The following is a 25,463-nucleotide window of genomic DNA, read 5'->3' as shown; positions in this document are numbered from 1 at the left end:
GTTAAAGAACTGGTACCCGTATAGTGCCCGTCGTTGGCGTCGCCCGGGTATTGCTTTTTTTCCACCAGGCAGTAGAAGGCATTGCGGGTATTGTTGTCTTTATCACTTTCTTCCAGGTAAGCGCCGGTTCCAAAATAAACCCGCAGATTACCGTCAGCGTCATAAGCAACCGCCGGTGGGGCAGTTATGGGCTGGCCGCCGGTATTAAATAGCTCTCTTTTCCTCCAGTATTGATCTTCATAGTCATAATAGAACTTCCACAGGGAACCCTCGGTGTCGCCCGCATAAATCAGATCCAGATAGCCGTCCATGTCAGAGTCAAGAGCAGTCGGAGACGTCAAGCTGTAATAGGGACTGTCCACTGATTTAACCTGGGTTTTTTTCTTAGCTTTAGTATGCTCCTCCTCCCTCCAAATGCTTACGGGACTGCCATCGGAAATATTAAAGGCCGCTATGCGCCCCTTTTTATCAGAATCATGATACCCACTGGTGATAAAGGCCACCCAATCATCTACCACACCGCCATAAGCTTTTACCTTGCCAATTGCGGGTACATTGGAAGATAACATCCCTTTGCCTGGAAACGGAATGATATTCCACATCATCTTAAATTTGTCATGCGCCGGCTCGGTTATATCAAGAGCGAAGTATTCTTCGCCACCTAAGCGATTGCCGCCGATTAGTATGGTTTTCCATTTGCCGCTTGGCGGTTCGCTTTCATCCCATACGTCCCTCACATTGACGGTCAGATCCACATAATATTTATGGCAATCTTCCACTGTCAGCTCTTTGAGTTTGGCCTGAAGATTATAAGGAATAAAGGCCCATTCTTCCTGTCCGGTGCCTGAATCAAAGGCATGCAGCATGCCGTCATTCGCCCCCACATAAATCATGGTTTTGCGGTTGCTGTGAGCGGATTTGAAGGCCGGATAACTTCCGTACTCCGGCGGTTCGGTTTTATACGGATTATCAAAATACCAGGCTTTAGGAGCACCCACCGTCTTCGGTGTGGAATAGATGATATCGCCCAACAACCAGTTGTTACGATCTCTGTATTTGTCACCGTCGTATGTGGTGTCGCCACGGATGTAATTGATGATATCATACGCCTCTGTCAAATCGACTCCCCATTTTAGCGACATAGCCGAACTAACCCCAAAGTCATCTGTGAACTCAACTTTAGGGAGGAAATCTGAAAGTAGGGGCGTATAAATCTTGCGATGCGCATGGGTGTTTGATGCAACCCTGCTGTTGAGCAGTGCACCGGCTTCCCAATCTGCGGTATCCGTATCATCATACGGCAGGGTAAAGCGCTCCAGATAGCCCCGCCAGGAAGCGCCCGGCAGAAACTTGGCCCGGAACAGATAATCGTCGGTACTCGAGGATGTAGTGATCGTCGTCACCGCCGTGCCCGATGATATTTTGGCCATGATGTCCTGAATGGCCGACTGCATGGCATTGGTCAGATCGGTAATATCATTTTGGGCCAGAAAGAACTGTCCGCCGCCATTGTCGGCGGCATCCTCCAAGAAAGCAGGGACATTGCCCACGTCAAATCCAAAGCCGACCACATAGGTGACGATATTTTGCTTCTCGGGCAGGTCCGAGCGCATGTCATTCTCATACAGGTATTTGGCCACGTCGTCAAAATACTCGACCCGGCCACCGGTATCGCAACCCGAGTCTCCCTTTTTGCAATCTTCCGGATCATTGTCGCCGTCATAATCGCCGATGACATCGGTGACAACATTCCAGTCCGAATCATAGTTCGATTCACCGTCGGTTAAGAAAATAATAAAGGTTTTTTGACAGGATTGGGTAATCGGACTGATGGAATCAATGGTGTTGCCAAAATCATCGGTCAATGACGCTGCATACGGGACGCCGCCGCCTGCGATTGGCACACCGTTTAGATCGGCATCACCACCCATATTGCCAGTGATCTGTTCACCGGCCTGAAACGTACCGACCACAGTAATGAGTCCCAAAGTAGCTGTATCAGGGCCGGTGCTGTTAATCGAAACGATTCTGGCCGTCGCTCCTGAAGTTTGACCGGTAATGATTTCATCGACATTGAACGGGTTTAATCCGTCGTCATAATTTTGAATATCAGCGGACATCTCAGCACCGCCTATATAATACGTATAATCAACGCCCTCTTTGTAGTAGCCGAAGCCCGCCGGCCCTTTCCCGACCCGATTTCCGTTTCCATCGATTATCGTAGCAAAATAACGCCCGGCCGATGCCAGGGTTTCAGCCAAAACCGTCCAGGTCTGGGGGTCGTTACTGTTACGATAATTATAACCGTCGCGGTAGCCCGGATCACCCGGCTGTAGCAGATCCCCCCAATTGTCGATATAGTCAATTAATTCGGTGCCCGGCGTCCCGCAGGGCCGCAGCAACTTACCGCCCTGCCTGAAATACGCACCCTGAAGGTCCTCTATAAAATTGCTGCCATCCAGGCGCATCAAGCCAAACCGAATATTGGGATTGTCATTGATGATATTTTTAAACACCGTTTTAGCGGTTTCCCAGCGGGAAAGTTCCCAATTGCCGTCCACCAGTGTCTCGCCGCGGCCCATCGACCCGGAATGGTCCAACACCAAAAGGACATTGGGCCCCACGCCGGCGGTTGTAAACGGCGGTATCGGACAATTGCCCAAACCCGGGGTAATAGTGTCTCCGACCGTAACGGTCACATAGGCGTGATTGTCCGCCGTGTCGGTGATGGTCACGGTGATCGTACCCCCCCCGACAGCAAATAGGGTCAGCGTGTCACCGCTCACCGAGACACTGGCCACACTTGGATTGCCGGAAACGGCGGTGTAGCCGGGTGCGCCACCGCTAATGGTAACAGTGGCCGTCTGACCTGGATAAAAGCTCACGTTCGCCGGAGAAACCGCAAGCGGTTCGGTAACAACCACATTGATATAGGTACTGGCACCCACATCATCGTTAACCAGGATCGTTGCGGTACCAACCCCTACGGCCTCTACGGATACTGTATCGTTACTCAGCGTGACAGTTGCCACTGAAGAGTCAGAGGTGGACACTGTGTAAGGACTGGTGCCACCGTAGATTACGGCGCCTTCGATGTCTCCCACAGTGAGGCCCATGGTGCCCGGGTTGACCGTCAGCTCGGTGGCCCCCCCTGGGCCGAAGGCCAAAAAGGCGTTTAGATAGGCAGCGCCGGCTGCATCCCCGTAATTGATGGTCCAGCCGCTGGGATCAAAGGAGGTCAGCGTCGACTGCCAATCGATGCTGCCCCCGGCTGAATATGCCGACATGAATTGGCTTTCGCTTACACGATTGTGCGTATCGGTCGTAGCCGCTGCATTTTCGTCATGCTGCATGAGCGCAACGGTATCGGTTCCGTCTGAAAACCCAATGGCCATTGAACAACCGGCGGTATTCGTATTTGCGCCGGTAACCGCAGCACTGCCGATACTCAATAAAAATATGGGTTCAAACCCGGCACTACTTTCCACATCGTCTCCAGTTGTGGTCCGCGCGGTTCTGGCAGTTGAGTAGACGTTTGGTTCTGTTCCCAGTTTGAGTGCCAAATATCCCATGTAATACTCATTGGGGGCATTTTTCAAGCGGGTGGTGACACTAAAACCATCGGTGTCAAAATTGCCGATTTCATACCCGGCATCATCAACGCCGTCATAGTGGGCAACACCCGCGCGGGTATCATCAAAGCGTGTGTATGTCAGAGCAGGACTCATAGCATCGCGACTGGCCACCATCATGCTATACTGATTGTTGCTGGCCTGCCGGACAGGATTGAGCGCCCATCCCAGTGAAAAGCTATGGTCATCATTGATCGTGTCGCCATCGATATTTAAAAACTGTCCGATATAGGATGTGATAATCACGTCGGGCTCAAATCCTGGAGCGGTGACATCTACCGATGTGTCTATCGTATAGGCCAGATCTACAGTGTCCACATCCACCTGGAGATCGTCACCGCCGAAAGCGATATAGCTTACGATCGGATTGGTCGGTTCGATAAATTCGGTTACGATACTGATGGTAAAACCGTCAGCATCCATGCTGACATGGCTGGCTTCGCCTTCCACATACTGGTTTGCTTGGGCATCATGCGTGGCCAGCACCCGGTCACTGAATCCCCGGCGGCCGACATCGCTCGTTCCCTGGTTGTCCTCGGAACCCGATGCCATGCAAAACTGTCTGACCCCATCGGTCATTCCAATAGAAAGGATGCTACCCTTGCCGTTAGAATTCGTATCAAGTGTGTCGTTTTTGGTATAGAAGAGAATATAGGCCTTGGGTCGGAATCCCACACCGGTTATAGACTGGTTCCCGGTACCTGAATTTACGATGAATGTCCCGGATTTGGCCTCAAGCTGAGCATGAGCGGCATGTGGCAGGCCCACAAGACAAAAGACTGCAAACAGTGCAATTGCCAGCACGTGCACGCTCTGCTTAGAAACGGTTTTATGCCAACATAACCTCAGAAAGCCGTTGAGGTTCTTGTAGTAAATTTCTGCTAATTTCATAATCCTAGCTCCCTATATGTTCAATTTTGCCGGCGGTAACCGTAATCTGAGACACCGCGTCTTCGATCCGCGCGGGTACGGTGGCGGTTGATGTTATCTCATAATTGTATCTTAAAAACATGGTGGGATCCCATCCAGGAGCAATTCCGGCCCCGTTATAAACAGCCGTTATGCCATATTGAAAATTCGATTTACTATCAGAAAACGGCAGCATGTCGTAAAACTCATCGCTTTCATCCGTGCCGCCGTCAAGATCGTTATCAATCATATCTGAACCCTGATTAAACTGGATGGTCGTAAAATTTATGTACTCGTCGTGTTCATCGGTAAATCCGTCACCATCGTTATTTATGCCATCAATTCCTTCGAAATCGTCAGATGCGAGATTAACCGTTGGAAGCGGATATTGATCATCTATCCAATCTGCCATCACGTGCCACCCACTTTCAGCCGTAAAAAACGCCATTTTATGCAATTGCATATTGGCGGTTATATTTAATTCTGAATTGCTCATGGTGGTGGCTGATATACCAATTATCGTGAGCAGCACTAAAATCAACAGGGCGGCTACCATCACGGAACCATCATCCTTTTTGAAGGTGGCTTTTATTTGAATCATTTGTCTTTTCTCCCTTTGCCTATGGCCATACGGATTTAACCGATATTTTCCAACAATCTTCCTGGTCCCAGATATCAAGCGTTTCTGCGCCAATAAAAGTTTTCGCTCTAGATATTCGCTCTTATAAAATCAAGGCTGACCTCATTTTCCTTTTGATCAAAATTTCCACACCCTGTTTCGCCATCTGTCCAGCGCACCGAAAGTATTATGGTTTTCGTACTTGGTATCGGTGTGTCTTCAATAGCCGACCACTGTAGGCAATATATATTGTTTGCTGATGAGTCCGATTGCGTATCTGTATCTAATAAAGGATCATTGTAATCCGCTAACGACATCAGTTCCTCTACTTTTTCAGAAGCCAACATGGTTGCCTCTGTACGCATTCTGGCCGAAGCATTATTATTTATGGCAGAGATCTGCATGCTGCTCACCGCCAAAATACCAATGGAAAAGATGGCAATCGCAAAAAGCGCTTCGATGAGGGTAAAACCCTTGTTCTCAGGCATCATTTTGATTTTGGTTTCAATTGCGTTGGTTCTCATCAATTAGAAATCTCCTCGATTAATAGCCCATATTTCGGCATTTGATTTTATGAGTCAGATTCATATTTCGATCCCTTGAGGTGGCCGTAAGCGCCACTTCAATAGATCGGATATCCGGCAGATCAGCGGCTGTAAGCGGAAAAGGTATCTGCGAATCGTCTTCCCGATGGTAGGTAAACGCCAGGCTTGTAATTTGTTCAGCTGCGACCTGCCAAGCACCGCTGGAACCGTCCCATCTTTCCAAAGTGCTGTTAGCTGCATTTAGTCGATAAGCAATGATTTCAAATCCAGCAATAGCGGCAGCAGCATCTATGGTTCCGCTGTCATCGCTGTCCATGGTGAACGCTATATTATTGGCATCGCTGGCGGCACCAGAGCCATCGTGGGGTGAACCCAAACTTGCAAAATTTTGAACAAAACCGGCAGGTGCGGGCGGATCGGTTATGCTGTAGCCTGCCATCATTATTTCTCTTTCCAAAAGGTACAAGGCCGCCCGCATATTCTGTTGCATTTGAACCACGAGTTGTTGGGTCCGGTGGGCCTGGGTTTGCGAACGGTATGCTGCATAAATCGAGCCCAAGACAATAGACGCTACGACCATGGCGATCAGAAGTTCAATTAACGTAAAGCCTTTTCGATTCATTATTTATTCGCTCCTCTGATGATCATACCCGGCTAACCTGTCTAATTGATCTGGATATTTCCGGCAGTGGTTATCGTTATCGTATTTTGTCTGGTATTGCCTTGATTTGTTAGGAAAACGCTTCCAGAGCCAAGACCGCCGGCGTTGTTGCGGGGAAGCCCATCGGAAGCAAAGACTAGCCCTGAATCAGGATTTGAAAAAGTCAGACCGTCCCCTCCGCCTTCACTTAGGTCAAGTCTAACGCCTGGATACTGAGACCAATTCACCGTCTGGACCACTTGATCATTAATAGGATTAAAATCAAAGCTCAAATCGGAATCCATATAGATCACATAATCATTGGCACGAAATTCAATCCCACAATTTCCGTTTCTACGCACCGATTCCATCTTAGCCTTTTGAAAACTTGAGTAGACATCCCTGGCGGCCCGACTCAACTGAGCCTTTTTGCGCCACCCAAGAAAGTTAGGCATAGCAATGGCGGACAAGATGGCAAAAATGGCAATTACCGTCAAAACTTCCATCATTGAAAATCCATTTTTATTGCGCATGGTCTGAATCTCCTGAAATTTTTTATATGGAACGACTAGTAATTCAATATGCGTGCCAGTTTGTGATTTTGAAAAAAATTTATCTTTATCATTTTCACGAATCCTGTAGCGAGATAGGGTTTTGTAATAATTAGAAATATTGAGACATTACGTTCGGGCAATAATTTGTTAATTCTAATTTTTAACAATTAAATATGTGCCTTTTTCCCCAAACTATTAAATCTTTTAATAAATTAAAAAAATTTTATGCTGGATTTTAAAATAGAGAACTTAAATAAACGAAGATCTTCGACAAAATAAGATGGTGAGCGTAAAGAGCACTAAAGGAAGGAAGTATTTTGACAATCTTACCAGCGAAACGAAAAATATATGACACCAGTTGGATCGCTTTAATATAATTGTTGAATATTTCTGAGAAGGCCAAACCTATCTATTTACTAAGTAAAAGCAGGCGTTCAACTTTTTTGAGTAAAAAGGGACAAATAATACCTCATCTGATCTTGTTGAAGTTCTATCGTGCGGTCCTTTTTTCTACAATATCCCTTTCCGGTTTAATAATTTTCAATCCAATCTAGTCCAAGTTCTAAAAGCTTGCCACGGCGGGGCTGGCCCGTAGTCGGATCACAGCCGATCATTTCATAATACAGCACAACAGCCTCGCAAAAATCGGTTTCTTTGAACATCTGATCTCCGGCATTGGGTCCGTCAGGTTTGGGATCAAACAAACGCTTGGGAAGTTGATCGTTTTTTATTGACAACCCTTCGCGGCTGTTAAATGCCCGGGCAATCATGGTGGCGCGCTCTCCGGCGCGCATCAATTCATACAGACTCGTATCCCATCCGGTCACCGCATTGACGCTATCAACCATGGTGTTGATCGGCATCACACCTCTGGGGGCATAGCCAAAAACACACAGGCCCAAGGCATCCAAGGTGCGCCAGAAATTTTCCAGAATCTTGTATGAGCGCACTTTTTCCGAATTAATTTCAGTAGCATGCATAGCTCCATAGATGCCCAAAGGTCGAACAGAATTGACCGGAAACGACTCCGGATTGACAAAAGCGGTGTCATGTGCCGCCGTCATGTGATCGGCGCCGTAAGGGCTGACGGCAAAACCAATGCCCACACCGACCTTAATTCGCGGATCGTGCATAGAGATCTCCTGGCCTTTGACCGCCAGATGGTCGAGGGCATGTGGATGCCCCCATTTTTCGGCCAACCGGGCAGAGCCTTCCGCCAGAACGTCGCCAAAGCCTTCACGATGGGCAATCAGCTCCAGCAGTTGGAGCATTAAATCGGCATCCCCGAAACGCAGCTCCAGACCGTCGGTATCTGAGGTGCCAATAATTCCCGCCTCGAAGCATTCGCAGGCAAAAGCGATCGTCATCCCGGCTGAAATGGTATCGATACAATAGCGATTGCAGATTTCGTTGCCCTTGGCGATGGCTTTCAGGTTGGCAATATTCAGATTGCTCCCCAGCGCAGCAATGGTCTCATACTCAGGGCCACCGTAACGGGAATCGACGCCATATTGAGGGTCATCCAGTGCAATGCCGCGTTTGCAGCGGATCGGGCAGGCATAGCAACCTTTTCTTTTCTGTAAAAGCACCTCATTGTAGCGATCCCCGCCAATGGCCGCTGCATGGTCAAAGCGGCTGCGCCGGAAATTGTCAACCGGCAGCGCGCCCGCGGCTGATAAGATCTCCGGGAAGGCTGTGGTGCCGTAAACAAAAAGCTGTTCGCCTGCCGGATTATCCTTGAAGGTGCGCGCATATTGCTGCGCTGTTTCACGCAAAAATTCCGGTGATGCAAAAGCACATTTTTCAGTGCCCAAAGCAGCGACGGCGCGCAGATTTTTTGATCCCATCAGGGCCCCAAATCCACCACGCCCATTAAAGTGTCCAAGATTATTCGTAATGTTGGCAAAACGCACCCGGTTCATACCGGCCGGCCCGGTTTGCGCCACACGAATTTTAGAGCTGCTCAGCTCATTGCGAATGGCGTCTTCGACTTCTTTTGTCTCCAGTCGGGCAATCTTTGAAGCATCTCTTATTTCTGCTTTACCCTCGGTCAGCCATAAATAAACTGGTTTTTCCGCCCTGCCGCTAAACACCACAGCGTCGAAGCCGGCCATTTTCAGCTCGGGGCCGAAAAACCCCGCTGCCTCGGATTCGCCGGCAGTTCCGGTCAGCGGTGATTTGCCCACCGCCGCAAAGCGGCAAGCAGCCGGCAAAGGTGCACCCGTCATCACCCCGCTGGCCAGAGCCAGAATATTGTCCGCTGAAAATGGGCCCGTGCCGGCCGGCACCATTTGCATCAGATAATGGTATCCAATCCCCCGGCCCCCCAGATACGATCGGTAAAAAGCCTCATCCTGTTCATCAATCGTCACTTTTTGCATGGTCAGATCTACACGCAAAATTTTACCAGTGTAACCGAACGGCATGGTTGGTCCTCCTCTGAAAAGGGGTTGTCTCTGAATTTGCATAAACGGTGAAGGCACTATAAATCAAACTCAAATAGGATGTCAAAAAAAGGTTTCGATGATGATATCAAACCGTCATTTGTTCAATGCGATTAGAGAAACCACTTGAAACTTCACATTTGCGGGTATACCTTGTTTTACCTGCGGTACTGGCCGGCTTGCAAATGCCGAAAACCAGTATTGAATGCGTGAGAAGACCTTTGAATGTTCACCTGGATCTCTGATCATATGAGGGTAAGTTGAGGAGGTTGATATGAGCAACGAAACCGTGCTTTATTTTAAGCCCTACCCTTTTGCCGTTGGCCAGAAAATTTATATCGATGGCGGACCGCGCAAGGGCGATTGGGAGGTTGTCGGTATCAGCGATCGCAAGGTTAAGCTGCGCTGCCCGCTTTCCGGTAAAGAGCTGGAGTGGAATCGATTCTGTTATTTTGCTGAGGAGCGGGAGGGGGAAAGATGGCCGCATGTTGATTAAGACTGTTGAGCCCGTTGCCCGCGTGTCCGCCTCTGGTGGGTTAGCCCGTTTACCGGTTGAAAAATTCGCATAAGGAACGTGATATATGAAATCGGATCTGCAGGCATTAGAGGAAAAACTGAAAAAGGTGGATGAAAAAATTGCGGAAGTCAATAAACGCATGCCGGCCCATTCCGTCAAGCCCCCTATCATGATGCAGCTGTTTGAGCTTGAAGACGAACGCAATGCGCTCGTAAAACAGATTGAAAAACTGAAGGAATAAAAGGAAACTAATTGGGACAGTGTTCAAACCATCCGGAGCGCGAAACCCGCTACGAATGCAGCAAGCACCAGATCTACATGTGCGCGGACTGCCTGGATTGCCGCGACCCGGATATCTACTGCAAATTCCGCGAGTCCTGCACGATCTGGTTTTTAACCCAAAAGAACTTTGATGATGAGATCTCATCAAAAAACTGAAAAAATCCACACGGGAGATATATTTGGATACTGTAGATTACAAACCGATCGGAACGATTCACACACCATTTGAGCGCCTTGAGGGCACACCCATCCAGCCAGTCGGCGGCGCTGATGTCAAGGCGGAGGTTGAAATTTTTGATGAATTTGTTGCCGGTTTGCAGGACCTTGAAGGCTTCTCACACATTATCCTCATCTATCATTGCCATTTGGCCCAACCCTATCGACTGCGAATCACGCCTTTTTTAGATGATGCCGAGCGCGGTTTATTTGCCACGCGCGCACCTGCCCGTCCCAACCCAATTGGTCTGTCCATCGTTCGACTCATTCGGATTGAGTATCAAATTCTCTCTGTCAAAGACATCGATATTGTCGACAATACGCCGCTGCTGGATATTAAGCCCTATGTGCCCGAATTTGACGTTCGCCATACGGAGCGCATCGGCTGGCTTGGACAAAAAACCACCGCTGCAAGAAACACAGTTGATGACGGAAGATTTGGGAATTAAGGCTTGGCTGCTGGATAGGAAGTCCGGTTGATGTGTAAAAATAAGGCGTCAGAAAGTTATGGTATTTCCGACCGTATTGATAACGACCTTGTCTTTAAAGCGTGCAAACATTGCTTGAATGGCCTGGTTGCCGGTGCAATGCCCCACGACAATTTTTTCCAATTTAAAGCCCTGCAAATGCTGCATGATGGTGTCCAGCTTTTCGCCGCTCGTTTTGACAAGGTGCAGCCCCCCCATAACCGCGTAAATTTGTTTTTGGCCGGTGATGTGACACACATGATTCAAGGTATTGATAATGCCCCGATGGCTGCACCCCAGAACGACAACCAACCCCTTGCCGGTTTTCAGGATTAAGGCCTGATCATCAGCCAGCGAATCGGGAACCTTGTGCCCGTCTTTTTCGGTATAAAATCTCTCCGCTACGGTTTCAAATGCGGACTGCAAGGGTATTTCACCGGTGGTCATCATGTTGGGGGCAATTTCCACCGGTGCGGCATCCAGGCATATGGTAACCCCTTGTGAGGCCAGATCTTTTTCGCTGATCGGGATCCCAACTTTACGGTATTGACCTTTGCGCTTAATGAGTTTGTCGTTGAAGGCATCGGGGTGGGCGTAGAGCGAAAAATTTGAATTATGCACCAACAGGTGCTTCAAGCCGCCGGCATGATCGTAGTGCCCATGACTGAGCACCACCGTATCGATCGTTGCCAGATCGCTGCCGAGGACGCGGGCGTTGTTTTTTAAGGCCAGATATTGCCCGGTATCAAACAAAATGCGTCGCGCTCCGGTTTCGATCAAAAAAGCCAGGCCGTGCTCACCGATGAGCTCGCGGCTGCTGCCAATCGCGACAGTATTTTCAACCAGCGTCGTAATCTTTATAGTCATCGCATTTACTTGTTCTGTGAAACTATTTTTAGAACTGTAACGGTCATGTCATTTTCTTCCAGGCGCTATGAAATGTAAGTTGCCTGTGGCCTGATATTTGGCATGAAATCTACACTGTTATATACCCAAATAATAGCATACTAATCATCCCAAATATCAGGCCACTTCGTACGATGGTGATCATTTAACTGCATAGCGCCTTTCAGAAAAAAACATGACCTTTACGCCGAGTAAATCTTGGACAACCAATTTAAGAGATATTTTAAAAGGATCTGCTCTATGAAAAATGATGATGGAAGTTATCTCAAAAATAGTGGATAACGTCCAAGGGCAAGGCGAAAACCGATTCAAAAACGGAGCATACACGCTAGTATTCGAGTATTTTGAATCGGTTTTTAATCCGCCACGAATATTGGCGGACCATTGGGCGCTTGCCCGCCTCTGGCGGGTTAGACGCATTTTTGAGATGACTTCAGGTTAGTTTTGCTAACTTCTTTGCCACATCCGCATAGGCCCTTGACACAGCGGTATCGGCATGGACTTTATGATAGCAGGCCCCCGAATCCCCGCAGGCGACGACATTGGGATCGAAGGGAATCTTGCCCAGAAAAGGAATGCCGGTTTGCTTGGCAGTTCTTTCACCGCCGCCGGAGCCATACAGATCGATCATCTCACCACAATGGGGACAGTTGAGACCACTCATGTTCTCCACCAGACCAAAGATGTTCATTTTGACGGTCTTGCAGAAATTAATCGATTTGCGAACGTCGGCCAAAGCCACCTCCTGGGGGGTGGTCACAATAACGGCCCGTGCATCCGAAACAATTTGAGCCACTGTCAGCGGTTCATCACCGGTACCCGGAGGGCTGTCAATTACCAGAAAATCGAGTGCTCCCCAGTCAACATCGCCGATAAACTGGCGGATGGCCGCAAACTTCATCGGTCCGCGCCAAATGATCGCGTCGTCTTTGCCGGGGATAAAAGACTCTATTGACATGGCGCTTAAATTTGCCGAGTAAGCCATTGGCCTCAGTTTTTGATTGGGTCCCAGTTGGGGCATTCCGTCTAACCCCAGCATGCGGGGCACATCCGGGCCGTGCAAATCAACGTCCATGATACCCACCTGATGCCCGGCATCGGCAAGGGCCAGCGATAGATTGACGGCCGTGCTGGTTTTGCCGACGCCCCCTTTGCCACTCATGACAATGATTTTTTGCTTAATTTTCTGCAGCGACGCTCTGACCGCCGCTTCCTTTTGTTCTTCTGCCTTTTCTGGATCAGGCGGCATGCTGTCTTGAATATCGACCATTTTAATGTTCTCCTATGTGGAAGTTATCCTAACGGGTTGAGGACCCGTTTGTTATCAAACGCTTAAAATCCTTTTTTTGACACCCCGGGCAATGACGCGGCCTGCCCATTCCTTTTGCCTCTTCCCAAACATGGTTGCAGCTTTTGCAGCGAAATATGCGATTTTGATCGACGATCCGATAATTTCCGCCCCCGACATTAATCGCCTTGCCGTTGATCAACGCATCGGCAACCACGTATCGTGCGCGCTGGATGATGCGGCCAAATGTGGCGCGCGATACGCCCATGCGCTGACCGGCATCTTCATGTGACATGCCGAGCAGATCCGACAAACGGATGGCTTCGCGTTGATCGACGGTCAAGCGAACTTCTTCCAGCTGCATCATGGGCGTCCCCCGGGGTTTGAAATAGCTGATCTCCGGCTTATAGCCGACCATGCGGTTTTTCTGGGGTCTAACCATGACAATACGCTCCTTTATGAGAATTATCTCAAAAACGCAAACTAATGGCTGACCCTGGTGCTGTCAACCTGAAAATCGACTGTTGGGAAAAAGCGGACGGCAGATGACGTCGGTGAGCGTCTTCAGCGGCGGGTATCGACACCAACACGGGGCACAAAAACCGCGTTTAATTCGCGGTATTGTTTTCAAGATGAATAAGAACCGGGCAATATCGTCAGGCTTTGCTGTTGACCAAGGTTACCTGATCATTTAAGGTCCAGAAATCATAGATCAACCCGAATCCCACCAGCCCGCCTGTAAGCAGGTACAGGATGCCGGTCAGCCATTTGCCCATATACATGCGGTGGATGCCGAAAATCCCCAGAAATGTCAGCAGAATCCACGCCAGGTTATAATCTACCCGACCGGCCTTAAACCGAAAATCAGCCTTGCGATCCATGGATGGAATCAGAAACAAGTCGATGATCCAGCCGATGAAAAGTATGCCCAGCGTAAAAAAATAGACGGTTCCCAGAAGTGGGTAGCCATAGTAGAAACGATGGGAACCGGTAAAACCGAAAAGCCACAGGATATAACCAATGGTCTTGCGATGCGTATCTGGATTTGTCTGCACAACAGGGCTCCTTTCAATATGTCCAGTTCATGGATGTGCAAGCCAGTTTTGTTTGCGCTTGCACGCATGGCGTGTTCAGGTGAAAATCGCACAAATGGTTTTGCGCCCAAAAAGTTGATCGTCTTTTTGAAAAAGCTTGTGCTCACGCGTCCGCTTTTCTTTTGCGCCAAAAAAACACATATCCATATATGACCAGGTTTACACCCAGCACAAGCGCTCCCAGGATGATCTGGGTCTGACGTGTTAAACCGTCGGGATACAGTACGCCCAAAAGGTAGTGCCCCACGAAGTCACCTGCATAACCGCTTCCCCCCGCGCGGATACGCAGCATGTTCTCTAGCGGTGTCAGAGGGCAAATGTTGCCAGAAAACTCAATCCAGGCGGCCCAGCCGACGGCCGGCAAATGACCCCATACCATTTTAGGCCAACGGACCAGCAAAAGCGCCCCTAAAAGCGAAAACACCACAAATAAAAAATGGACGCACAATACCACATCGGCGAGGATATGATAAATCATGACGTTTTACCAAAGAATGGATATTGGTTTTGCCATTTGGCAGTCGACCATGGTCGATCGTGAAAATCTCACACCAGACTGCAAACGTCAATGCACCCAGTGGATTCATACGTCGAGGCTATCCGGCTCGGGCAAGTTTCATTCTCACAAACAACCAGGGTGCGCCCCAGGTGCACCACAAACCCATCAGGGCATACCGCAAGGTTCTAAAAAGCGCCTGTGGTGCCAGCCCGTCAAAAACCATGATGAGCCCTTTCCACAGGGCAGCAAGCATTACCAGGCCCACCACATATCGAACTGACCGCTTTAACCAGCTGCCATTTGACTGAAAGCGAACCCAACGGCGCTCAAGTATCATCCCCGGCGCAAAGCCGACTAGAAAACTACTGGCTAACAAGGAATACCGGGCGCCCTTGGGATTAAGCAGAATCAGCGCCATCGGCAGTGAAATGGCCACAGCCAGTTGCCAATATATTGGTTTCTGAGCCAGCCAACTTTCGACCTTGGGGGCAAAGTGCAAATACACCACCAACAGAACGGCACCGATAACGTAGCCACCGATCAGATCGGTCGGAAAATGCACCCCTAAATAAAGCCGCGAAAGCGGTATGCCAATCATCAAAAGACCAGCCAAAACCCACAATTGGGGTTTATTCACCTGTGCAGCCAGATACCCCCACACCACCACCGCGCTTTGCGTGTGTCCGCTTGGCAAGCCACCGCCACCGGCATGCACCAATTGTTTTACGCTGGAATCATATTCAAAGGGGCGCGGTTGAGAAAATATCACCTTGGCGACAGAATTAATATAGGCAGAGAGTAAAAATAGAACGAGCAGTCTGGCACCAGCTCGACGATCACAGCACCAATAAAGCAGGGGCATAAACAAAAGAAAAAATTCAAGGTTTCCCAGGAAGGTCAGACTGATAAACGGCCAATCAAGCGCAGGACTGAATTGCTGAAACCACCGTACAACCTCGATCCCCCAGTCTAAGATGTCTTGCGACTTCCACATATGAGCTGATTCATAAATTTTTCTGCAGCAAACAGACTAGCCAGATGAATTCTGTCGTTTTTGGGAACCAGTCGATGGGTGCGCTGGTGTATAAAAAAGCACTGAACCGTCAGCAGAATTTATTCAGCGGGTTGCCACACCATCATCTGATTTTCAAAGTCGATGTTGTAATTGAAATGTCTGAGGATATTCATTCCCAGCAGCCCTTGATGGGCGACCGCGGCCCCCTCGTGGTTAATCACCAGAATATTGGCGCCTTTTAGGGTATGCGGGCCGATTATGATGTAGTCTACTTTTCCCATTTCGGTATAGATTTTCTGGCCGCCTGCGACCTGTGACAGCCCCTTTTTAAGCGCGATGATATTGAGTTGACCGGCAATTTCGCGGTGAACAACGGTCTGTGAAGCGCCGGTATCCAGCAACAACAAAGTCTGCACCTCAACACCGTTGTTTCCGATCGTGGTGGGAACGTAAACCCGGTTGCCTTTGATGATTACAGAGGTTTCCTGCAATTCGGCCTTGGCCAGCTCCTCTTGACGTTTTCGTTCCGCCTCTTCCTGTTCCGCCGCCTGCTGCAGTTCCTGCTCCATCTGGCGCTGTCTTTCAAACTCTAGTGCCTGTTGCTGTTCCTGCTCATTTTCCAGTTTGGATTTTTTTTGCTCATCCGGCAAATGGTCATACTTCTCCCGATAGACCTCAACCCGGTTGCGATACTTAGGGGGGACCCGGCTCAGGTCTTCAACGAAAAACGCATGCCCCTCGTCGTCGACGTATTTGTAGAACTCCGCCTGCAGCGGGAGCGCTAGACTCAATAGAATTACGATAAGAAATAGCTTGAAGAAGCACATTTTTTTCATCATCATTTAGCGTTGCCTCAACACATTATGCGGCCAGCAGCAGGATTCTTTTGCCGGTTTGTATCCGATGGTTCATTTTTTTCCGATTTCATAAGTGTATCATGTTCAGTGCGCTTAGAATAGCCGCCAATCAAGTTCGCAGTAAAAATTATCAACCAATGCATCGATTTGCGCGCTACTGCATGTCCGCAACGGACGGACGCCGTTCGACCAGCAATGGCCTATGATCGAAGTCGCATCTTGACGAATCGACAACAAGGTGAAATAATTACGTATTAAAAGTAATAACGGCTTGGATGCACCCGCCTTGTTTGCGCATCCGCTGAGTCCATCTATCGCTAGATCCAACATATATTATAGGACAGCCATCAGAGATTTCAAAGGGGTTTTTGATGCCAAACGCAAACTCCGATGACCTTGAAAAGCGAACACAAACCGATCGGCGCTCTTTTCGATTGCGCTTATCGCGGCGTGCAATGCTTGTGGGTATGGTCGTGCTGGTTCTGGTCGTCCTGATGGGGCTGGTGGTTCATGCCAGCTACCGCAATGCAGAAAAATATTATCTTGTCTGTGCAGCCGGCGCAGTGGAAATTTGGCAGGGAACCTTTTCCCCGGGCGGAAAAAAGCGTATACTGATTATGCCGGGTGTGCAAAAACCGACTGCCATTAAGCCCGCCTACACAAGGGAGGCGGTTTATCCGCTGGCCTTTAATTTTTACTTGAGCAAGGCTGATGCGTTGATGGCCGTGACCGGGATGCCAGACTTTGTGGGCATTAAATCTTATTTGAACAGGGCCCTGTCTTTTACCACCACCGAAGATGGCCGTCAAACAGCACATGCGCGCATCAATCAGATTGACCGCATGATCCTTTTTTACAAAGCCGATGTAGCGGCCACTCGAGGGACCCGTGACGGGCTCGAGGCGGCTTTGGATTATCTTGACCGGGCGGCGGGATTGAATCCCGATGACATTGAAACCGATCTCATCCAAAAGAAAAAAACATCAATTCTTAAGCTTTTAGAAACATTATAAAAATCTGAAATGACTACCAAAAACTTTCTCATTCTGGCACCGCTGGTGCTGTCCTTGATCCTGCTGCAATCTTATTTCTGGGTCCCCACCTATGAGGAGCAGGCCAAAGGCAACCCTCAGCGGCTGACGCAGTATATCAATGCCTCCATTGGTGACGCCGCTATTTTAAACCCGATTTTATCGGCCGACAGCGCCAGCAGTGAAATCACAGATAAGGTCTTTGAAGGCCTCATTGACCGGGATGAAGAGCTGCGTTTCAGGGGACGTCTGGCAACTTCTTGGGACATTTTCGAGGAGGCCTTTTTTTATGTCAATGCTGCCGCCAGTATCCCCGGTCTGGATCAAGCCAGCCCTCAGGCCATTATCGATCTGATCCAAGCCGCCCGCAATCAGACTGCCCCATACTCCGAAGCGCTTCGGCAAACGCTGGACAACATCGTAGCGGTTTCCCTGGTTCCGGCCCGCACAGAGCGGATGAGCGAGCAGGTCAGGGATCCCGCTGACGACCAAAAGACCCAAAAAATCGACATCACGCTATCCGCTCCGGCCCGGATTAAGCTTGAACTCAAAACGGTTGACCAGGATCTGTTTGTCAATCTCAGCCAGATTCTGGGCAAGGATTATTTCTACAGTTTTGACGGCGCACAATATCTGGTGACCACCCCAAAGGTAGAAACAGATCTGCTGAATGCCCTGGCCAAAAAATTTCTGCCCGCGGTGGAACACAATCCGATCATCGAATTTCAATTGCGGCCCAATGTTAAATTTCATGACGGCCACACTTTTGATGCCCATGACGTCAAATTTACCTACGATGCCATCATGGACCCCCGCAACCTCTCACCCCGCGTTTCCAGTTACGAGCCGGTCAAACAGGTGCTGGTCATCGATCCGCTGACCGTGCAGATTGTGTATAAACGATTGTATTCACCGGCCATCGGATCATGGGCGATGGGCATCCTGCCCGAGCATCTGCTCAATGACGCCGCACTGAAAAAAGAAGCGCTCAAACTGGCCAAGGACCCCACATCATTTTCGATTCGTCAAAGCGGTTTTAACCGCCAACCCATCGGATGCGGTCCCTTTGTGTTTCGTGAGTGGGTGTCCGACCAATATATCATCCTCGATCGCTTTGATGATTACTGGGAAGGGCCGCCCCATTATGAAAAATACGTATTTCGCGTTATTCCCGATCCGCTGACCCAGGAAATAGAGTTTTATGCCGGCACCATCGACAGTTACGGGGTCGAGCCGCACCAGGTCAAACGCTTGAAGGACGATCCCAATTTCCAAAGTTTCTCCGGCACCTCAATGGGTTTCTCCTATATCGGGTATAACTTGCGACGTAAGCCCTTTGATGATCGCCGGGTGCGGCAGGCCTTGAGTATGGCCATCGATGTCAACAAGATTATCGAATTCGTATTGTATAACCAGGGCGAGCGCATCACTGGTCCCTTTCCCAAACAGACCGATTTTTATAACCCCCATATCGCGCCCGTACCTTATGATCCGCGGGGCGCTCTGAAATTGCTGGCTGAGGCCGGGTGGACACGCAACGACCAGGGTTGGCTTGAAAAAGATGGCCAGCGGCTTCAATTTAAGCTCATCACCAACAACGGTAACGATATCCGCAAGGCCATTCTGGCCATTGCCCAGGATTCATGGAAGCAAATTGGCATCGATGTGCGCACCGATCTGGTGGAATGGGCGGTCTTTATTCAGGAGCGGGTCAATAAATTGGATTTTGATGCCCTGGTTTTAGGCTGGTCCATGCCGCTCGACCCCGATCTTTACCAAATCTGGCATTCCAGTCAGACCGGTTACAATCAGCTTAATTTTGTAGGTTTCAAAAACAACCAAGCGGATGATTTGATTATTAAAATCCGTCAGGAATACAATCACGCGCAGCTGGTCGAATACTGCCACCGCTTGCATGCGATTATCGCCCATGAGCAGCCCTACACTTTCCTATTTGTTAGCCGTTGGACCGCGATTCTGGATAAACGCATCGTGATCAAAGCATTTGATAATTCAGCTAACATCGTATACCGGAAAATTAAACCAACAAGAACAGGTAGTTATACATTTCATTTCAACCAATGGATTAAACTGGCACAAACGCCTGAATTTGCACCCTAATCACGGTTAAACAACGGTAAAAACATGATCTCTTTTATCGGCCGCAGTATCGTCCAAAAAATTGTGACGCTCTTTTTTGTTTCGATCGTCTCGTTTTTGATTATCCACCTGGCCCCCGGTGAGCCCAGCCAGGTGGATCCCATGAATCCCAAATTCACCCGCGAAATGGTGGAGCGCTTTCGCGCCGAATTTCATCTGGACAAGCCCCTCTACCGCCAATATCTGTATTTTTATCGCGATCTATTCACCGGCAAAACCATTTCCTGGAAAGACAATCAGCCGGTTTTTAAAAAGATATGGGAGCGCTTTCTCAACAGCCTGCCGCTGTTTATTGTCGGCACCATCCTGACCTGGACGATTTCATTTCCGGTGGGCATCCGGTCGGCTATCTTCAGAGGGGGCATTTATGACCGCAGCTCGACTTTTTTCTCTTATCTTCTGATTTCGATTCCCGGATTTTTTTTCGCCTATATCCTAATTATTTTTGTGGTCAACCAGTTTCATGTGCCGGTCATCGGTATGGAGACCTTTGGCATGGGCGAGATCTCGGGCTTTAATCGCATCATGGATCGCATCTGGCATCTGCTGCTGCCCTCTTTGCTGGGGGCCACCGCCGGTATCGCCGTACTATCGCGCTATGTGCGCAGTCAGATGCTCGAGGTCGAAGGCCAGGATTATGTCCGCACCGCCAAAGCCAAAGGGCTGGCCCCCGATCAGGTTCATTACAAACATGCCCTGCGCAACGCCTTGCTGCCGTTTGTGACCATGTTTGGCTTAATCCTGCCGGGTCTGATCGGCGGCTCGGTCATTATTGAATCCATTTTTGCCTGGCCCGGTATGGGCCGCATGGCCTATGAAGCGATTTTAGCGCGCGATTATCCGATCATCTTAACCCTTAACTTTGTCTCCGCGGTGCTGGTACTGATTGGCACCTTTATTTCAGACTTGCTCTATATGGTGGTAGACCCCAGGATTCGGTTGTAATGGAACATACAGATACAGACATCCAAGATATCCAGCTGGATGAACCGCTGGCACCCAAACGCACCCGTCTGCAAGAGTTCTGGCGCCTTTTCAAACAAAACAGACTGGCGATTGCCGGCATGGTTTTTTTCATTCTCTTTTTCTTTTTGGCCATCGCCGGCTTTGCATTAACACGCGGCAGCAAGCCGGTTCTGGATCCTGCCCAGGTGCGCTTACAGGATAAACTGCGCCCGCCGCTGGCCAGACCCAATATAGAACGGCTACAACCCACGGAGGTCCCCAAACTGGGTGTTTACATATTCGGCACCGATGATCTGGGCCGCGATATCTTTGCCAGAATGATGCAGGGGTCCTGGGTCTCTTTGACCGTCGGTTTTGTGGCCGTCGGCATTTCGGTGCTGATCGGCATATTTTTGGGCGGCATTGCCGGCTATTACGGCAGTCGCCATATTCGCATTGGACAGTTGTTGACTGCAACTTTGCTGATCATTGGTGTATTGCTGATAATCGGCAAACTCATATGGGCCGGCGTTGCCGTTTTGATCTGCGGCTGCGGTTGTATCTTGATTTCGCTGAGAATGAAAAAGTCTGTTAAAGCCAAAAACAGATCCATCGGTAAGCGCATGTGGTATTTTAAGACCATTTCAATTGATACGGTGGTAATGCGTTTTGTCGACATCATGCTTTGCTTTCCCAGTTTTTTCCTGATCCTGACGGTTGTGGCCCTGCTGCCGGCCAGCATCTACAATATCATGGTCGTAATTGGATTAACCAGCTGGATGGGTGCCACCCGGTTTGTGCGCGCCGAGTTTCTGTCATTAAGAGAACAGGACTTTGTGGCTGCTGCGCGGGCGCTGGGGTTGAGCAATTTTCGCATCATTTTTCGTCACATGATCCCCAATGCAGTGGCACCGGTGCTGGTTTCGGCGACCATCGGCATCGCCAGCGCCATTTTGACCGAAGCCGGTCTGAGCTTCCTGGGTTTCGGCGTGCCGCCGCCCTATGCCACCTGGGGAAACATTTTGTCCGGCGGCAAAGGGTTTATTTTTGATGCCCCCTGGCTGACATTTGTGCCCGGAATCGCCATATTGATTGTGGTGCTGTCGTTCAACCTATTCGGAGAGGGGTTGCGGGATGTGCTCAACCCCAAGCTTCGCGACCGACATTAAAACTATTTTCAATGCTGTCATCTTTTGCCCGATAGCTGTGTTGCAATGCGATTCAAAATGCTCGCGTACTAACGTGTACGCTCCGTTTTTGAATCACATTCCGCCTTGCTATCGAACAAAATCTAAAAGCCTCGAAAACAGTTTAGGTTATTTTTTGTTTCACATATTTGCGAACAAGTTGCAAACAGGCGATAGAAATCACGTATGAATAATAATACAAATAAATTACTTACAGTAGAAGAATTAAAAATTTACTTTCACAGCGAGGATGAAATCGCCCGGGCAGTGGACGGCGTTAGTTTTGATGTCGACGGCGAAGAAACCGTCTGTTTGGTCGGAGAGTCTGGTTGCGGCAAGACTGTCACGGCGCTGAGCGTCATGGGGCTGGTTCCCATCCCACCCGGGGAAATTGCCGGTGGACGTATTTTATTTGGCGATCAAAATCTACTGGATCTTAATGATAATGAAATGCAGTCAATCCGCGGCAATCAAATCGCCATGGTTTTTCAGGAACCCCTGACATCCTTAAATCCGGTCTTTACCATTGGTGATCAAATCGGCGAGGCCATCCAGGTTCACCAGACGGCACCCCAGGACGAAGTCAACCACCGCAGTGCGCAACTTTTAAAAGATGTCGGTATTGCCGATCCGGCCCAACGCTTAAATGACTACCCGCATCAACTGAGTGGCGGCCAGCGCCAACGCGTAATGATTGCCATGGCACTGGCCTGTGATCCGGAACTGGTCATCGCCGATGAGCCCACCACCGCACTGGATGTCACCGTTCAGGACCAGATTCTACGCCTGCTGGAGCGTATCCAAACTGAGCGGTCTATGTCGGTTTTATATATCACCCACGATCTGGGGGTGGTCTCAAAGGTGGCCGATCGAATTTGTGTGATGTATGCCGGTATGATCGCCGAGCAGGGAAAAAAAGATGCTGTTTTAAAAACGCCCAAACATCCCTATACCCAGGCGCTGCTAGCATCGCTTCCCAATCGCGAAAAGAGAGGCCAGCGGCTGTATAGCATACCCGGCACAGTTCCCAATCCGGCTTACAAACCTGCAGGCTGCCCGTTTCATCCGCGCTGCCGGCACGCCATTCAGACCTGCCGGGAACAATATCCAACCATGTGTGAATATGAAGACGGACACCATGCCCGCTGTCCGGTTCTTTTTGGTCAATAGATGAGATGATCCAATGAATGCAATCGGTTCCCAGAACAACGCCATTTTGCAAGTGCAAGACCTTAGAAAATATTTTCCTATCCGCAGGGGATTTTTTCAAAAAATCACCGGCTGGGTTAAGGCGGTGGAAAGTGTTAGTTTTCAGATTGAAAAGGGTAAGACCCTTGGGTTGGTAGGTGAAAGCGGGTGCGGCAAGACCACGGTGGCCCGCCTGATTCTAAAGCTTTTAGAAGCCGATGAGGGCCAAATCCTCTTCAACGGGCAGGATATTACCCAGCTGGATGAAAAAGAAATGAAACCGCTGCGCAAGGAAATACAGATCATTTTTCAGGATCCTTACGGCTCTTTGAATCCGCGCATGACCGTCGGGCAATCCATTGCCGAGGGTCTCAAGATCGCCGGTATTCAAAGCCGCGCCGAACAAGAACAACGACTGGAAACATTATTGAAAATGGTCGGCATGTCACCAGCCAACAGCGATCGCTTCCCGCATGAATTCAGTGGCGGTCAGCGTCAACGCATTGGTATTGCGCGCGCCCTAAGTGTGGAGCCCGCTTTGATCATTTGCGATGAGCCGGTTTCTGCGCTGGATGTCTCGATCCAGGCCCAGATTATTAACCTATTGAAAGATCTCCAGGCACAGCTGGCGTTGAGCTATTTGTTCATCTCCCATGATCTGAATGTGGTCGGGTATCTGTGCGACCAGGTGGCAGTGATGTACAAGGGCCATATCATGGAGTATGCACCTGCCGATGCGCTTTTTGATCATCCTTTCCATCCCTATACCCATTTGCTGCTGTCCGCAATTCCGGATGCCGATCGCAACATTGACCCAGAAATGAAAGCAACCGAAGATGAGGCCGGCCAGACGCTAAACCCGCCGGAGGGGTGTAGTTTTCAGGATCGGTGCCCGCTCAAAGAGGAGCGCTGCGAAAACGACGCGATTGAATTCGACACCGTCGGCCCGAACCATCGGGTCCGCTGCTGGAAGGTGGACCGGAACGGCACGGACCCGGTTTTATAAAGCGCGATAATACGACAAAATCAGAAAAGGAATTGCCCTGTGTACGATACCCGCAACAATACCCCCAAATCGGAAATTGACCAGCGCATCGCGCACTTAAAAAAGCAGCTTGCGGAAAACCACATCGAAGCTGCCCTACTCCTGCAGCGCGCCGATCTGTTTTATTTTAGCGGCACCATCCAGGAAGCTCACCTGTTGATCCCGGTTGAGGCCGAGCCGGTCTTAATGGTTTATAAAAACTTTGACCGCGCCATTGCCGAGTCTTCTTTATCGCGCATTGTGCCGCTGCCATCTCCCAAAGCCATACCGGATATCCTGCAACAGTATGACGTCCAGATGCCGCACACCATCGGCATGGAGTTTGATGTGTTGTCGGTCAACCTCTACCGTCATTACGAAAAAATGTTTGCCGGCCATCAGCTGGTCGACATATCGCATTTGATCCGCCTGGTGCGGGCAATCAAATCCCCATATGAAATCGAGCGGATTCAACAGGCCGCCCGGCTGTCGGACGAGGTGGCCGAGCAGGTCCCCGGGCTGTTGCGGGAGGGCATCACCGAACTTGAGCTGGCCGGTCTGGTTGAAGCCGAAGCCCGCAAACGCGGCCATCAGGGCGTTGTGCGCATGCGATTGTGGGGCGCTGAAATGTTTTACGGGCACCTGATGGCCGGGTCGTCCGCTGCAGTCCCCAGTTTCCTGTCATCCCCCACCGGCGGCGCCGGCACCAGCCCGGCGGTGGCCCAGGGCCCGAGTTTTCGACCCATCCGACAGCACGAACCGGTGCTGGTGGACTACGTCTTTGCTTTAAACGGCTATTACTCGGACCATGCCCGCATTTTTTCCATCGGGGAACTGCCGGATGATTTGATGGCAGCGCATGCCGCCATGATCGAGCTGCAGGACGTGATTAAAACCGAAGCCAAGCCCGGTGTTACCTGCGGCAATATTTACGATCTGGCCCTGGAATGGACGCGCAACCGCGGTTACGACGAGTATTTTATGGGCGTTGGCAAGGAAAGAATTCGCTTTGTCGGGCATGGCGTCGGTGTCGAGCTGGATGAGTACCCTTTTCTGGCAGCCGGTCAAAAGCTTGCGCTTGAGGCAGGTATGACCCTGGCGTTGGAGCCCAAGCTTATTTTCCCTGAAAAAGGCGTGGTGGGCGTTGAAAACACCCATAAGGTGACAGACGACGGGTTGGTGCCGCTAGGACGGTTTCCGGATGAGGTTGTGATTGTTTGATTGCAGGGTTGGGAAGTTTTATCGATTGAAGCGCTGCATGAATAATCGCTGGCGAAAGTCGTGCAAACTCGGACATAAGGGCTCGTAGCAAAAGAACAGATAAGGACACGATAACAATGCATTGGCTGTTAATTTGATCGTTGTAGCAGTAAGCAGCACCGCACCGGTCCCTGTTCTTTTGCAACGATCCCTAATTTATTCAGGCAGTGCACGAACGTCGCCA

24 protein-coding genes are annotated in these 25,463 nt (G+C 49.8%); 11 read left to right on the top strand and 13 right to left on the bottom strand.

Features of this window, described 5'->3' with window-relative positions; translation table 11 throughout:
- The 6 genes from QNJ26_06505 to QNJ26_06480 form a co-directional block, all read right to left on the bottom strand.
- Nucleotides 1–4,523: PilC/PilY family type IV pilus protein (locus QNJ26_06505; GenBank protein MDJ0985177.1), on the bottom strand; the 4,523-nt coding region annotated here is incomplete at its 3' end.
- 4 nt (nucleotides 4,524–4,527) lie between these two features.
- The gene (locus QNJ26_06500; GenBank protein MDJ0985176.1) at nucleotides 4,528–5,142 is read right to left on the bottom strand and encodes a PilX N-terminal domain-containing pilus assembly protein; all 615 of its coding nucleotides are present in this window, start codon (nucleotides 5,140–5,142) and stop codon (nucleotides 4,528–4,530) included.
- Between the two features lie 107 nt (nucleotides 5,143–5,249).
- Entirely contained in the window at nucleotides 5,250–5,684 is a 435-nt protein-coding gene (locus tag QNJ26_06495; GenBank protein ID MDJ0985175.1) for a prepilin-type N-terminal cleavage/methylation domain-containing protein, read from the bottom strand.
- A 19-nt stretch (nucleotides 5,685–5,703) separates the two neighbouring features.
- Complete coding sequence (locus tag QNJ26_06490) at nucleotides 5,704–6,327, bottom strand: prepilin-type N-terminal cleavage/methylation domain-containing protein (GenBank protein ID MDJ0985174.1); 624 nt, start codon at nucleotides 6,325–6,327, stop codon at nucleotides 5,704–5,706.
- A gap of 41 nt (nucleotides 6,328–6,368) precedes the next feature.
- Nucleotides 6,369–6,878: a GspH/FimT family pseudopilin gene (locus QNJ26_06485; GenBank protein ID MDJ0985173.1), complete on the bottom strand. Its 510-nt coding sequence runs from the start codon at nucleotides 6,876–6,878 to the stop codon at nucleotides 6,369–6,371.
- A 551-nt stretch (nucleotides 6,879–7,429) separates the two neighbouring features.
- Nucleotides 7,430–9,325 carry an aldehyde ferredoxin oxidoreductase family protein gene (locus tag QNJ26_06480; GenBank protein ID MDJ0985172.1) on the bottom strand — a complete coding sequence of 632 codons (1,896 nt, stop codon included), beginning with the start codon at nucleotides 9,323–9,325 and terminating at the stop codon, nucleotides 7,430–7,432.
- A 292-nt stretch (nucleotides 9,326–9,617) separates the two neighbouring features.
- On the opposite strand from QNJ26_06480, the gene QNJ26_06475 reads away from it, so the two are divergent.
- The 4 genes from QNJ26_06475 to tsaA all read left to right on the top strand — a co-directional run bounded on the left by QNJ26_06475 (nucleotide 9,618) and on the right by tsaA (nucleotide 10,807).
- Nucleotides 9,618–9,839, top strand: coding sequence for a hypothetical protein (locus QNJ26_06475; protein ID MDJ0985171.1), 222 nt, complete (start codon nucleotides 9,618–9,620; stop codon nucleotides 9,837–9,839).
- An 85-nt stretch (nucleotides 9,840–9,924) separates the two neighbouring features.
- Nucleotides 9,925–10,101, top strand: a complete 177-nt coding sequence (locus tag QNJ26_06470) for a hypothetical protein (GenBank protein ID MDJ0985170.1) — start codon at nucleotides 9,925–9,927, stop codon at nucleotides 10,099–10,101.
- 11 nt (nucleotides 10,102–10,112) lie between these two features.
- Nucleotides 10,113–10,298 carry a hypothetical protein gene (locus QNJ26_06465; GenBank protein MDJ0985169.1) on the top strand — a complete coding sequence of 62 codons (186 nt, stop codon included), beginning with the start codon at nucleotides 10,113–10,115 and terminating at the stop codon, nucleotides 10,296–10,298.
- Nucleotides 10,299–10,321: 23 nt separating this feature from the next.
- Nucleotides 10,322–10,807 (top strand): tRNA (N6-threonylcarbamoyladenosine(37)-N6)-methyltransferase TrmO, encoded by a 486-nt coding sequence (gene tsaA, locus QNJ26_06460; GenBank protein MDJ0985168.1) that lies wholly within the window; start codon nucleotides 10,322–10,324, stop codon nucleotides 10,805–10,807.
- 48 nt (nucleotides 10,808–10,855) lie between these two features.
- Here the strand turns inward: tsaA and QNJ26_06455 are convergent, their stop codons facing one another.
- From QNJ26_06455 to QNJ26_06425, 7 genes are all read right to left on the bottom strand, one after another.
- Nucleotides 10,856–11,692 (bottom strand): MBL fold metallo-hydrolase, encoded by an 837-nt coding sequence (locus tag QNJ26_06455; protein ID MDJ0985167.1) that lies wholly within the window; start codon nucleotides 11,690–11,692, stop codon nucleotides 10,856–10,858.
- Nucleotides 11,693–12,164: 472 nt separating this feature from the next.
- Nucleotides 12,165–13,001, bottom strand: coding sequence for an Mrp/NBP35 family ATP-binding protein (locus QNJ26_06450; protein ID MDJ0985166.1), 837 nt, complete (start codon nucleotides 12,999–13,001; stop codon nucleotides 12,165–12,167).
- Nucleotides 13,002–13,029: 28 nt separating this feature from the next.
- Nucleotides 13,030–13,461 (bottom strand): DUF134 domain-containing protein, encoded by a 432-nt coding sequence (locus QNJ26_06445; GenBank protein ID MDJ0985165.1) that lies wholly within the window; start codon nucleotides 13,459–13,461, stop codon nucleotides 13,030–13,032.
- Nucleotides 13,462–13,675: 214 nt separating this feature from the next.
- Nucleotides 13,676–14,074 (bottom strand): TM2 domain-containing protein, encoded by a 399-nt coding sequence (locus tag QNJ26_06440; GenBank protein ID MDJ0985164.1) that lies wholly within the window; start codon nucleotides 14,072–14,074, stop codon nucleotides 13,676–13,678.
- Nucleotides 14,075–14,216: 142 nt separating this feature from the next.
- Nucleotides 14,217–14,591 (bottom strand): DUF2784 domain-containing protein, encoded by a 375-nt coding sequence (locus QNJ26_06435; GenBank protein ID MDJ0985163.1) that lies wholly within the window; start codon nucleotides 14,589–14,591, stop codon nucleotides 14,217–14,219.
- Between the two features lie 118 nt (nucleotides 14,592–14,709).
- The gene (locus QNJ26_06430) at nucleotides 14,710–15,606 is read right to left on the bottom strand and encodes a phosphatase PAP2 family protein (protein MDJ0985162.1); all 897 of its coding nucleotides are present in this window, start codon (nucleotides 15,604–15,606) and stop codon (nucleotides 14,710–14,712) included.
- A gap of 119 nt (nucleotides 15,607–15,725) precedes the next feature.
- Complete coding sequence (locus tag QNJ26_06425) at nucleotides 15,726–16,469, bottom strand: aspartyl protease family protein (protein MDJ0985161.1); 744 nt, start codon at nucleotides 16,467–16,469, stop codon at nucleotides 15,726–15,728.
- 386 nt (nucleotides 16,470–16,855) lie between these two features.
- On the opposite strand from QNJ26_06425, the gene QNJ26_06420 reads away from it, so the two are divergent.
- From QNJ26_06420 to QNJ26_06390, 7 genes are all read left to right on the top strand, one after another.
- The gene (locus QNJ26_06420) at nucleotides 16,856–17,497 is read left to right on the top strand and encodes a hypothetical protein (GenBank protein ID MDJ0985160.1); all 642 of its coding nucleotides are present in this window, start codon (nucleotides 16,856–16,858) and stop codon (nucleotides 17,495–17,497) included.
- Nucleotides 17,498–17,506: 9 nt separating this feature from the next.
- Entirely contained in the window at nucleotides 17,507–19,636 is a 2,130-nt protein-coding gene (locus QNJ26_06415; protein ID MDJ0985159.1) for an ABC transporter substrate-binding protein, read from the top strand.
- Between the two features lie 24 nt (nucleotides 19,637–19,660).
- Nucleotides 19,661–20,620, top strand: coding sequence for an ABC transporter permease (locus tag QNJ26_06410; GenBank protein MDJ0985158.1), 960 nt, complete (start codon nucleotides 19,661–19,663; stop codon nucleotides 20,618–20,620).
- The gene (locus tag QNJ26_06405) at nucleotides 20,620–21,789 is read left to right on the top strand and encodes an ABC transporter permease (protein ID MDJ0985157.1); all 1,170 of its coding nucleotides are present in this window, start codon (nucleotides 20,620–20,622) and stop codon (nucleotides 21,787–21,789) included. The genes QNJ26_06410 and QNJ26_06405 overlap by 1 nt, the downstream gene beginning before the upstream one ends.
- Before the next feature lie 204 nt (nucleotides 21,790–21,993).
- Nucleotides 21,994–22,977, top strand: coding sequence for an ABC transporter ATP-binding protein (locus tag QNJ26_06400; GenBank protein MDJ0985156.1), 984 nt, complete (start codon nucleotides 21,994–21,996; stop codon nucleotides 22,975–22,977).
- 13 nt (nucleotides 22,978–22,990) lie between these two features.
- On the top strand, nucleotides 22,991–24,001 hold the full coding sequence (locus QNJ26_06395; GenBank protein MDJ0985155.1) for an ATP-binding cassette domain-containing protein: 1,011 nt from the start codon (nucleotides 22,991–22,993) through the stop codon (nucleotides 23,999–24,001).
- A 39-nt stretch (nucleotides 24,002–24,040) separates the two neighbouring features.
- Complete coding sequence (locus tag QNJ26_06390) at nucleotides 24,041–25,240, top strand: Xaa-Pro peptidase family protein (GenBank protein ID MDJ0985154.1); 1,200 nt, start codon at nucleotides 24,041–24,043, stop codon at nucleotides 25,238–25,240.
- Nucleotides 25,241–25,463 lie beyond the last annotated feature (223 nt).

Source organism: Desulfobacterales bacterium, from assembly GCA_030066985.1.
Taxonomy (GTDB): Bacteria; Desulfobacterota; Desulfobacteria; order Desulfobacterales; family JAHEIW01; genus JAHEIW01.
This window is presented reverse-complemented; position numbering and strand designations above follow the sequence as displayed.

Coding starts and splice junctions, on each gene's coding strand:
- QNJ26_06395 (MDJ0985155.1), top strand. CDS start 22,991: ATGAATGCAATCGGTTCCCAGAACAACGCCATTTTGCAAGTGCAAGAC.
- QNJ26_06410 (MDJ0985158.1), top strand. CDS start 19,661: ATGATCTCTTTTATCGGCCGCAGTATCGTCCAAAAAATTGTGACGCTC.
- QNJ26_06435 (MDJ0985163.1), bottom strand. CDS start 14,591: ATGATTTATCATATCCTCGCCGATGTGGTATTGTGCGTCCATTTTTTA.
- QNJ26_06470 (MDJ0985170.1), top strand. CDS start 9,925: ATGAAATCGGATCTGCAGGCATTAGAGGAAAAACTGAAAAAGGTGGAT.
- QNJ26_06415 (MDJ0985159.1), top strand. CDS start 17,507: ATGACTACCAAAAACTTTCTCATTCTGGCACCGCTGGTGCTGTCCTTG.
- QNJ26_06480 (MDJ0985172.1), bottom strand. CDS start 9,325: ATGCCGTTCGGTTACACTGGTAAAATTTTGCGTGTAGATCTGACCATG.
- QNJ26_06455 (MDJ0985167.1), bottom strand. CDS start 11,692: ATGACTATAAAGATTACGACGCTGGTTGAAAATACTGTCGCGATTGGC.
- QNJ26_06500 (MDJ0985176.1), bottom strand. CDS start 5,142: ATGATTCAAATAAAAGCCACCTTCAAAAAGGATGATGGTTCCGTGATG.
- QNJ26_06420 (MDJ0985160.1), top strand. CDS start 16,856: ATGCCAAACGCAAACTCCGATGACCTTGAAAAGCGAACACAAACCGAT.
- QNJ26_06475 (MDJ0985171.1), top strand. CDS start 9,618: ATGAGCAACGAAACCGTGCTTTATTTTAAGCCCTACCCTTTTGCCGTT.
- QNJ26_06450 (MDJ0985166.1), bottom strand. CDS start 13,001: ATGGTCGATATTCAAGACAGCATGCCGCCTGATCCAGAAAAGGCAGAA.
- QNJ26_06405 (MDJ0985157.1), top strand. CDS start 20,620: ATGGAACATACAGATACAGACATCCAAGATATCCAGCTGGATGAACCG.
- QNJ26_06445 (MDJ0985165.1), bottom strand. CDS start 13,461: ATGGTTAGACCCCAGAAAAACCGCATGGTCGGCTATAAGCCGGAGATC.
- QNJ26_06495 (MDJ0985175.1), bottom strand. CDS start 5,684: ATGAGAACCAACGCAATTGAAACCAAAATCAAAATGATGCCTGAGAAC.
- QNJ26_06490 (MDJ0985174.1), bottom strand. CDS start 6,327: ATGAATCGAAAAGGCTTTACGTTAATTGAACTTCTGATCGCCATGGTC.
- QNJ26_06425 (MDJ0985161.1), bottom strand. CDS start 16,469: ATGATGATGAAAAAAATGTGCTTCTTCAAGCTATTTCTTATCGTAATT.
- QNJ26_06485 (MDJ0985173.1), bottom strand. CDS start 6,878: ATGCGCAATAAAAATGGATTTTCAATGATGGAAGTTTTGACGGTAATT.
- QNJ26_06400 (MDJ0985156.1), top strand. CDS start 21,994: ATGAATAATAATACAAATAAATTACTTACAGTAGAAGAATTAAAAATT.
- QNJ26_06430 (MDJ0985162.1), bottom strand. CDS start 15,606: ATGTGGAAGTCGCAAGACATCTTAGACTGGGGGATCGAGGTTGTACGG.